This window comes from Paracoccus aerius (assembly GCF_014656455.1).
GTDB lineage: Bacteria > Pseudomonadota > Alphaproteobacteria > Rhodobacterales > Rhodobacteraceae > Paracoccus > Paracoccus aerius.
Genome location: NZ_BNCL01000051.1, coordinates 1 through 7,744 on the forward strand (window position 1 = coordinate 1; position 7,744 = coordinate 7,744).

Genomic DNA, 7,744 nt, shown 5'->3' on the forward strand with positions numbered 1-7,744 from the left:
CGCTTTGGGGAAAGGTTCACATGGCTCAATTCTCAGTGGAAATTACGCGCCTATCCGGCTCAGTTCTGGGTGGAAATCAACATCCCTGAGCGTCTGGCCGCGCCAGTTCCTGAAATATCCTGGCAAAGATGCCCATCCGGGACCACCGGGCGAAGCGGTTATACAGGGTCTTGTAAGGGCCATAGACTGCGGGAGCGTCTTGCCAGCGAAGCCCATACCGTTTGACGTAGATGATGCCGCTGAGCACCTTGCAGTCGTTGGATCGCGCACGCCCTCGCACCTTGGGAAAGAAGGACTGCATGCGTCGCATCTGCTCCGCGCTCAGCCAAAAGTATCTTGTATTGCTCTGGTTCATAGCCAGTGTGGATCAGCCAGCATGCTGGCGTGAAAGAAAAATTTATAGGGACTGACCCTAGGCAAAGGAGTGTAGCTGTCTGGCTGTCTGGCTGTCTGGCTGTCTGGCTGTCTGGCTGTCTGGCTGTCTGGCTGAAATGCTCAATGGCAACCGCAGCGTAAAGCGACATTCGTCATCATAGGGGCATCTTCTTTACGCTTGGCGTCGTCAGATCGCTGCTCGGTGAAGCAGCGATCTGATAATCCATTGTCCTGATCAGACAGTGACGGTTTCACCATCCTGCGGGATCATCAAGCTTGCCTCGAACCCTTCCTGAACAGAAAAGTCGCGCAGGAACTGGCGGCTGAGGATGCAGTGGTTGATCGCTTCCATATGGCTCGCGATCAGCACAGCTTCCGGTGCGGCACGATGAACCGACAGCACGTCCTGGGTTCCCATGATGATCGGGTCAAAGCCCATCATCACGGCATTGCCAGCGTTCAGGACAATGGCATTCGGCTTGTGCTTGTCGATGGCCGCCTGCACATGCTCGTTCCAGATGGTGTCCCCGGCGACGTAAACAGTCGGGGTGTCGGCGTGCTTGAACACGACGCCGCACACCTCGCCCATGGTCGGAAAGGCGTCCAACGTCTCGTCCGTGCCGTGCTGACCATCGGTTCTGGCCAGGGTAATGCCGTTGAACTCGGTCGTCTCCGACAGGACGCGGACATCCGTGAAGCCATCGGCACGGATAAGGGCAGCATTGTCCTCGTTCTGTGCGAAGATAGGCTTGTCATTTGGAATGGCGGCCTTTGCCGCGTCGTCCCAATGATCGAGATGCGGATGCGTGACGATAACGGCATCTGCGGCGACCAGATCCTCTTTCGCCATCGGCAACGGCACAAGCGGGTTGTTCAGTTGGCTGCTGGCGGATGCCGGAAAGCCCGGCAGGCTGCCTTGATCGGCAAAAAGAGGATCGATCAGGAAAGTCGATCCGGCATACTCGACAAGGATGGTGGCATTGCGGACCTGGGTGATCTTTGCGGTGTTTTTCATTGTGCCTGTGTTTGCCATCAAGGGTTTCGTCGACAGGACGGAGGCCGCGGCAATTGCGCCGCCTGTCAGCATGAGGGCCTGCCGTCGCGACAGCCCGCGTTCGAATTCATTCATTTCTGCGTCCATTCCTGCGAAAGGGCGCTTCGCGTGGCGAAGCTGGACGGAACATAGGGTTATGTGGCTTTAGATGCAGGTGGCGCTATCGACAAAGAACGGTCCGATATCGCCACCTTGCGTCAGGCCCGAAACCGCTGGCGATAATCGCCAGGCGTCAGGCCCACGATCCGGGTGAAGACCTTTCGGAACGCGCCTGCATCGCTGTATCCCACCTCCCATGCGACCTGATCCAGAGGAAGCGTCCCTGTCTGCAGAAGATCGCGCGCGATACTGACCCGGATACGCTGAGCATACTCCGTGGTGGTGAAGCCCGTGGCCTTCTTGAAGCGCCGCAGGAAGGTCCGGCCCTCCAATCCTGCAATCTCTGCAAGCCTGGCAAGATCGGCGTCCTTCGCGCCCGTCGCCTGCAGCCAATGCTGCACCTTGAGGATGGCGGCATCACCATGCATCAGCCGTGGGGCGAAGGTGCTGTAATAGCGCTGCTCGCGATGAGGCGGATCGACAAGCAGGGAGCGCGCCGTCTTGATCATCACGGACGGCCCAAGCAGGCGGTCAACGATGCGCAGGCCGACGTCGATCCATGACATGGCACCGCCCCCGGTGATGATGTCTCCGTCCTCCACGATCAACTGATCGACGTCGAGGCGGACCTTGGGAAACCGGGTTCGCATATGATCGTCAAAGGTCCAGTGAGTCGTGACCCGCCTGCCATCGAGCAGGCCGGTCTCCCCGAGGATGAACGATCCGGTGCAGACGGATCCAAGGGCAGCTCCAACGGCATGGCGCTCGCGCAGCCACGCTGCATAACGCCGTGCAACATCCTGCGCGATTGGGTTGCCGAACGCCGGTGGAACCACGATGACCACGGGCTCGCCCTCTTCATGAGGCGCGCTGTCGAACACCCGCAGCGGCGCGCCGTCTTCGGCAGGAAACTCCCAATGGCTGATGCGCAATCGCGACTGTCCGGCATTTTCCAGACCGTTGGCAGCTTGAAACAGATCGGTCAGGCCCAGAACCGCCGCCATCTGCGCACCCGGATAAATCAGGATGCCGATCTCCAGATGAGTCTTTGGCTGCATGGCGAAATCAAACCGATCTATGTCGCTCACGCCACTTCTTAACGGGAGCAGTCACAAGTATCTAGTGCCCAACGCTGCCAGTTTTGGCATCCGGCGCAGTGGAAAGACTTAGTCATGAACAAATTCGGGTCGGGAAGAGCCGCCATCTGGCGACTTACCGTTGCGCAAGCCTTGGTCGGTGCGCATTCAACGATCATCTTCGCCACCGGCGCAGTGCTTGGTGCGACGATGGCACCGGACGACTCCCTGGCGACTTTACCGATATCGGTTTTTGTCGCGGGAATGGCGGCGAGCACGTTGCCTTCCGGTCTCGTGGCCGAACGATATGGCCGCCGCGCCGTTTTCCTGGGAGGTGCCGCCCTTGGTATCCTGAGCGGACTGATCGGCGCTTACGCGATCATGGTACACTCCTTTGCGCTGTTCTGTCTCGCGACATTGCTGGGTGGCGCATTCTCTGCAGTCGGGCTGTCATTCCGGTTCGCTGCGGCAGAGTGCGTGCCCGATGCGGTGAAAGCACGAGCTTTGGCGACGGTTTTGGCCGGAGGTGTCGCATCCGGCATCTTGGGCGGCATTCTCGTCTCGGCGACAATGGGCGTCGTGCCGAACCATGCCTTTGCAGGGTCTTATGTCGCTGCGACTGCCTGCGCATTTCTGGCGGGCGCGGCTCTTCTCGGCATCACAACCCCCGCCCCTCTTCGATCGTCTCTATCGGCCGACCGACCCCTGAAGCAGATCCTATCGCAGCCGTTGTTCATCAAGGCGGTGATTGCCGGTGCGATCACCTATCTCCTCATGAATTTCCTGATGACCTCAGCTCCTCTTGCGATGCGGATGGAGGGCATGCATCAACATCACGCGAACAGCGTCGTGCAGTGGCATGTCGTGGCGATGTATGCACCCAGCTTTATCGTTGGGGGACTGATCACCCGCTTCGGCGCCCGCGCCGTCACAACCGCGGGTCTGATCATCACAGGTCTATCTGCCGCCATTGGCCTTATGGGAGAAACCAGCACTCATTTTCTGGTCTGCCTTGTCGTGCTCGGGGTGGGCTGGAACTTCGGATTTGCCGGTGCCTCTGCCATGATCCTCGACACTCACCGTCCCGAGGAACGTGGGCGTGTGCAGGCCACCAACGACTTCATCGTCTTCGTCACGGTGATGATCGGATCATTCCTGTCAGGAGGGGTACTGGCAACTTATGGCTGGTATGTCGTGTGCTGGCTGGCATTCCCGCCTATCGCGATTGCTATCGGTGCGCTGGTGGCGTCTCGAAAAATGCCGCGCCTGGCGTAGATCATCATAGCGAATAGCGAGGTCGAGGGATCTGAAACCTCGTTTCCTGCATTCTCGGCTTTGCGCTGCCAGTAGCGACGCCAAATGCTTGAACATCTGCTTCTAAGGTTTGTGAATATGGCGAGGACGGTCTTTGACCATTATGAATGAGCCGACTGTCTATGCTGCAACTGAAGCAGACATAAGGCTGCTCAATGACCGTTAAGGGCTTAGCCTGTGTGGAAACTCGCCGCACCGCAATCGGCCTAATCTGTTCCATGGGCGCTGACGTTATACAATCAGGCTCCTCGCCCGACGCAACAGATCAGCAAGCCTGGAGCGGGAATGCAGGATACCTTCGTTGGCCCAGATGTTCAGAACCGGGCATTGGATCGCCTGCAGGACATCCTCGACCTGGCTCTGCGTCAGCTTGATGGCGGAACTGGCAAACAGTCGTTGGTCTCCGCGCATTCGAAACCCGTTTTGTTTTTCCTCAAGGGCTCGGCCGGTTTGTCGGAGTTTGTGCCCAGATCTTGCAGATTTCTTCAGAAGGTATGGAGCCCTCAAGCGCTCAGAAGGGATGGATAGTCGGCCATTCGGCTGGACATCAGCGCCGCCTTTGCCTGGAGAACCGGTTGCTTACTCAGCCAACTCGTTTCAATCCGCGAACGAAGCCCAACGATGCCGACGCAGAAGTAGCCCTTGCGCCCCTGCACCGGGAGGGATGTAGCGAAGCTTCCAATGTCCGGGTCTTCCTCCCCGAAGCATGTAGCAAACGAGCTTTCGGCGATGCGGGCCATCTCTCGGCGATATTCATCGTCCTCTCTGTCTGGCTGACCGGGGAAGCGGAGCTTCATCTTGGCGATCATCTCGTTCTGTTCAGCGACGGGAAGATAAGCAAGAATGGCCTTCGCCGCACTGCAGATGGCCGGCCGTAGCCCCACAGGCGGAAGAACCCCTCCGGAGACGCCATCATTCGGTAGCTCGCGAAGGAAGAGTTCGACACCGCTGCCCGTCAATCGTGCGACAAAGGAAGTTTCGCCAGTCTCGTCCGCCAATGCCCTGAGTTCAGGGCCGAGAGCAGAGCGTAAGTGATCCTCTGGAATCCCTCCAAGGACAATTCGGCACAGCCGGCTGCCGATCCGGTATCCCTGCCCCACCCGCTCGGCCAGCTTCAGCCGCTCCAGTTCTCCGAGAAGGCGATAGGTGGTGGCCTGAGGCAAGCCAGTGTGCCGGGCAAGGTCAAGCGGTCCGGCCGCAGAGCCTTCTACGGAAATCGCCTCGAGCAGCATCAGCATGCGATCATTCATTTGCATTTATCATATTTTGGGGCACTGTTCTCATCATACGGTAAACCTCTTCGAGGTTGCCGTGAATAGGGAGGAAGAGATGAAGGACGATCTTTTTTCAAGCGAACGATACGGTCCGGCGGAAAGGCGAATGGCCGAGGCTCTGGTCGAACTCGAGAGCCGCATTATGGCGGGTGCTGTCGCGGAGGAGGAATGCGACTGCAAGGAGGGCATGTTCTCGGGACTGACACGGCGAGGGCTGCTGTCGGGTGGCGCGATCATGTCGGGTCTGCTGCTGTCGGGTGGGCGTGCCCGGGCCGATGCGCCTCCGGGCGCAATCGAATATCCGGTCCAGCCGGATCCGACAAAGGAACAGGGGCGCCTGATCCTGGACGACGGCGGCTATGGATCCCGCTCGCAGTTCGAGAGCGAGATCCGCTGGCGCTATCCAACCGACAGCCTGGACTCGAGCTGGTCCATGACACCACTGGCATCGGGGCACGGCATCATCACGCCCTCGGGGCTGCACTTCGAACGCCATCATGGTGGGATCCCCACCATTGATCCCGCCACCCACACCCTGATCATCCACGGCCTCGTCGACAAACCCCTACGCCTGACAATGGCCGACCTGCGCCGCATGCCCTCTGTCAGCCGTATCCATTTCATCGAGTGCTCGGGCAACGGCCTGACGGAATGGGAGAAGCCGACCCTCAAGACCGTGCAGGGCACGCATGGGCTGACCTCGACCTCGGAATGGACGGGTGTGCTGCTGTCCACCGTGCTGAAGGAAGCCGGCATTCAGGACAGCGCAGCCTGGATCCTGGCCGAAGGCTCGGATGCCGCTGTCATGACACGATCCGTGCCAATCGATGTCGCCATGAACGATGCAATCCTGGCCTATGCCCAGAACGGCGAGGCTCTGCGCCCCGAACAAGGCTACCCTCTGCGCCTTCTTCTGCCGGGGCTTGAGGGCAACACGCACATCAAGTGGCTGCGCCGCCTGGAGGTCAGCGACAAGCCCTTCATGACACGGGAGGAGACGTCCAAATACACCGACCTCATGCCCGATGGCACTGCCCGTCTGTTCACGCTGGAGATGGATGCGAAGTCGGTCATCACCTTTCCCTCTGGCGCCATGAAGCTGCCGCGCCCGGGCTTTTACGAGATAAGCGGCCTGGCTTGGTCGGGACGCGGGAAGATCGTCAAGGTGGAGGTCTCCGCAGACGGCGGCAAGACCTGGACCGAGGCCGCCTTGCAAGAACCGGTATTGAACAAGAGCCACACGCGTTTCCGCATGCCGTGGATCTGGGACGGCAATGAGGCTGTCCTGCAGAGCCGCTGCACGGATGAGACGGGCTATGTCCAGCCGACGCTGCCCGAGCTGGTCCGGGTCCGTGGCACCAAGTCTGTCTACCACCTGAATGCGATCCAGAGCTGGCATGTGGCTGCCAATGGGGAGGTGACCAATGTTCACGCGTGAACTGACGCTGGCCGGGCTTCTGATGGCCGCATGCACCATGGCTCAGGCCCAAACAGAGACCTCAGCCTCGGACGCGGCAGCAGCACGAACCGTTGCAGCCTTGCCCGAGCCCGTGGGGAACCTCGAGGAGCCGATGCCACCCTCTCCTGTGGTGGAAGATGCAGAGAGTGATGCCGCACCAGGATTGGATGCAAGCTTCGGGATCGGACGGCCTGCGACGAAAGAGGAAATCGCCGCAATCGATATCGATGTCATGCCGGACGGGTCTGGCCTGCCGGAGGGGAGCGGAACCTACGCAGAAGGTGAGACCGTCTATGTCGAGCAATGCGCGAGCTGCCATGGCGATAACCTGGAGGGCATCAAGGAGACCGGTGCCCCTGCCCTGATCGGCGGCCGAGACACTCTGGCCACAGACAAGCCGCTCAAGACAGTTGAAAGCTACTGGCCTCATGCCAGTACGCTATTCGACTACATCCACCGGGCAATGCCGCTGCATGCGCCGGGCTCCTTGTCGGCGGACGAAGTTTATGCGGTCTCGGCCTATATCCTGGGCCGTGGCGGCATTCTGCCTGAGGATGCCGAACTGAATGCCCAGAGCTTCAAGGAGATCGAGATGCCGAACGCCGATGGCTTCGTTGAGGATCCGCGACCGGGCGCCATGTGAGAACGTCTGGGGGCCGCCTGAAGAAGGCGGCCTCCCTTAGGAGGTCAGAAGTCGAACACCAGCCGTGGTGGCAGCTGCTGTTTGGTCGAGATTGCGTGTGCGTCGCCCAGGCGATACTCGGCTAATCGTGGCCTCCGCCGGTGCGGCTTTATAAGCAAAGAGGGCGGAACGGGTGTTATGGAAGTCGAGGAATGGATCGCCCGGCAGTCGGTCGCAGCCTTCCGCGGTAATGCTCACGGCCACGACGGATCGACAAGAAGCACGCATCTTTCTTGCCGTGGATGCGCCAGACAGCTCTTATTCGGTGTTCTCCCGAGGGCACAGGGGGCGTGCCTGACGGTCTGGTGAGCTATTTTCCTTATACAGCCTGCGCGCACCACGGTGATCCGACCACACATTCCATGAACATCCGACCGGCCATTCCACGACCATCCGACCACCCGTTCCAGC

The 7,744-nt window shown here is 59.8% G+C and carries 6 protein-coding genes and 1 pseudogene; 3 read left to right on the top strand and 4 right to left on the bottom strand.

Annotated features, from left to right (window positions below; translation table 11 throughout):
* Window positions 1–100 precede the first annotated feature (100 nt).
* From IE224_RS20175 to IE224_RS20185, 3 genes and pseudogenes are all read right to left on the bottom strand, one after another.
* Window positions 101–355, bottom strand: a pseudogene (locus IE224_RS20175) (transposase); the annotation flags it as partial.
* Window positions 356–610: 255 nt separating this feature from the next.
* Complete coding sequence (locus IE224_RS20180) at window positions 611–1,390, bottom strand: MBL fold metallo-hydrolase (RefSeq protein WP_229849488.1); 780 nt, start codon at window positions 1,388–1,390, stop codon at window positions 611–613.
* Between the two features lie 236 nt (window positions 1,391–1,626).
* Complete coding sequence (locus tag IE224_RS20185; RefSeq protein WP_229849489.1) at window positions 1,627–2,616, bottom strand: GlxA family transcriptional regulator; 990 nt, start codon at window positions 2,614–2,616, stop codon at window positions 1,627–1,629.
* An 84-nt stretch (window positions 2,617–2,700) separates the two neighbouring features.
* Between IE224_RS20185 and IE224_RS20190 the strand changes: the two genes are divergently transcribed.
* Window positions 2,701–3,879 carry an MFS transporter gene (locus tag IE224_RS20190; protein WP_191313248.1) on the top strand — a complete coding sequence of 393 codons (1,179 nt, stop codon included), beginning with the start codon at window positions 2,701–2,703 and terminating at the stop codon, window positions 3,877–3,879.
* Between the two features lie 542 nt (window positions 3,880–4,421).
* Here the strand turns inward: IE224_RS20190 and IE224_RS20195 are convergent.
* Window positions 4,422–5,156 carry an IclR family transcriptional regulator gene (locus tag IE224_RS20195; RefSeq protein WP_191313249.1) on the bottom strand — a complete coding sequence of 245 codons (735 nt, stop codon included), beginning with the start codon at window positions 5,154–5,156 and terminating at the stop codon, window positions 4,422–4,424.
* Between IE224_RS20195 and soxC the strand changes: the two genes are divergently transcribed.
* Window positions 5,155–6,630, top strand: a complete 1,476-nt coding sequence (gene soxC / locus IE224_RS20200) for a sulfite dehydrogenase (protein ID WP_229849490.1) — start codon at window positions 5,155–5,157, stop codon at window positions 6,628–6,630. The two genes, IE224_RS20195 and soxC, sit on opposite strands and share 2 nt — an antisense overlap.
* Complete coding sequence (locus IE224_RS20205) at window positions 6,617–7,294, top strand: c-type cytochrome (RefSeq protein WP_202380386.1); 678 nt, start codon at window positions 6,617–6,619, stop codon at window positions 7,292–7,294. Before soxC ends, IE224_RS20205 begins: the two co-directional genes overlap by 14 nt.
* Window positions 7,295–7,744: the final 450 nt, after the last annotated feature.

Bases quoted from the DNA above. Each gene is read 5' to 3' on its own strand.
- IE224_RS20180 (WP_229849488.1), bottom strand. From the start codon at position 1,390: ATGAAAAACACCGCAAAGATCACCCAGGTCCGCAATGCCACCATCCTT.
- IE224_RS20190 (WP_191313248.1), top strand. From the start codon at position 2,701: ATGAACAAATTCGGGTCGGGAAGAGCCGCCATCTGGCGACTTACCGTT.
- soxC (WP_229849490.1), top strand. From the start codon at position 5,155: ATGCGATCATTCATTTGCATTTATCATATTTTGGGGCACTGTTCTCAT.
- IE224_RS20195 (WP_191313249.1), bottom strand. From the start codon at position 5,156: ATGCTGATGCTGCTCGAGGCGATTTCCGTAGAAGGCTCTGCGGCCGGA.
- IE224_RS20205 (WP_202380386.1), top strand. From the start codon at position 6,617: ATGTTCACGCGTGAACTGACGCTGGCCGGGCTTCTGATGGCCGCATGC.